At 34.9% G+C, this 1,819-nt stretch carries 1 protein-coding gene; it reads right to left on the bottom strand.

Going from position 1 to position 1,819, the window contains the following annotated elements:
• Positions 1-609: 609 nt before the first annotated feature.
• Positions 610-1,695, bottom strand: a complete 1,086-nt coding sequence (locus AC1DRQ_RS31220; protein ID WP_477429980.1) for a substrate-binding domain-containing protein — start codon at positions 1,693-1,695, stop codon at positions 610-612.
• Between the last annotated feature and the right edge of the window lie 124 nt (positions 1,696-1,819).

Below are 1,819 nucleotides of genomic sequence, written 5' to 3'. Positions count from 1 at the left end.
CGGTATAATAATCCCAACGTTTCCTTCAATACAAAAATTAGCAGCTACTTCGGCTATGTTATAAGACATTTTTTCTTTTTTGTTCGTTTTTAAATTATTTCTCAAAAATCCATATCGCGTAAACGCTCCAATAGCTTAGCATACTTAAATCCCAGGCGAGGACTACGCTGCGTAGTGGGTTGTACCGAATTTCAGTTATTAATGTATACGCACACATTAATATATTATACAAACCCATATACAAATATAAAAATATTTATGTGCTCGCACACACTTTTGTAATTTTTATGAAAATAACTTCAGGATCAGGTTGTTTATGTAACTACCCTAAATTGAATTTACATTGCGCCGGGAAGAGCAGAAACTTTGCATTAATAGATACAACAGGCTATTTTAAACTCCGGGGGGCAGCCACTTATTTAACAATCAACTATCAAAAATGTGAAAAGCGATTTACGTGGACTTACCTACTGCTACTTGATTAAAGTAACAATTGGTTTTATCGAAAAAAAGGGATATTAAGAAACAAATCCATAGTGAATTGATTGCCAGCAACAAATTCATTATGGATAAAATGCGTGGAAACGCCGCCTGGAAGTTTGCAAACAATCAAATATCTAAATAAACAGTGTCCTCGTCATCTATATAATAGTTCACGTTTTCTTTGGTAACTATATCCAATGGAAGATATTTAATAATAGGGACTTCTTTTTTGAACACCAGGTAATCGGTTAGCTGATAAATGCCCCAGTAACCCTGGCCCTTTGGGTTTTGATTAATCAAAAAACTAATTGCGCCTTTATTCAGGAAATACAAATTGGGAGGCAATAAATCATATCCTATTATTTTGATATGCTTTATATGGCGCTGCTCTAAATGTTTCGCAATTTCATGGGCTTTAGACGTTGTTACAAAAACACTGGCCATATCTGGTGTGCTATCAATAATGGCATCCAACTGTGTTATAAACAAAGCAGCATTTGCCCTGTTTAATTCAATCCGTAAAATTTTATACTGGTGCTCCAGGTTATTTTGCGAAAAATAATTACGAAATCCCTGTTCTTTTTTTAAAAGGTGAGCGGCATTACTTATCTCTTCATCAATATGTGCTATTAAAACAGAGCAAGGCTCAGGCTGGCCGTAATGAATAAGCTTGCCCGCCAAAAAACCACTCTGGTAAGAGTCCTGCCCAATATAGCTTAATGGTTCGCACTCGGCAATTTGGGTATTAAACAATACAAACGGAATTTCGGCCTCTTTCCATTTCTCAAAAAACGGCAAGGTTTCCCGATAGAATATAGGTGATAAAATTATACCATCGGGGTTATCATTGGTTAACTTACTGGCATTAGTTATAAACGATTCTACATCATAAGGGTCAAATACATATTGCTGAACAACAATGCCATATTGCTTCAAATCTTTCTCAGCTTTTTCAATTCCTGCTTTAGGAGCATACCAATATGAATCACTTTTATGGTTGGGTATTAATGCGGCAATTTGATATATTTTGTTTGAACCCAAAGCCCTTGCCATAAGGTTTGGTTCATAATCCATCTCTTCAATAATCTTCAGTATTTTCTCTTCTACTTTTTTTGATACCCGCCCTCGTTTATGCAGCACCCTATCAACTGTACCGGTTGAAACTTTTGCTTTTTCGGCAATATCTTTAATGCGTACAATTTTATTCTTCATATTAAACCTTCATGTAAAAAAGATAGCAAATTTAATTTAATATAGGTTTATCGCATTACTATTGCTATAATTTAGTCGGTCTTAGCGTTCCAGCCAAAACTTAACCGAAAATAAAATATTACTG

The organism is Mucilaginibacter sp. P4_E8 (assembly GCF_056401495.1).
Note: the sequence above shows the minus strand (reverse complement) of the source record. Positions and strands in the feature narration are given on the sequence as shown.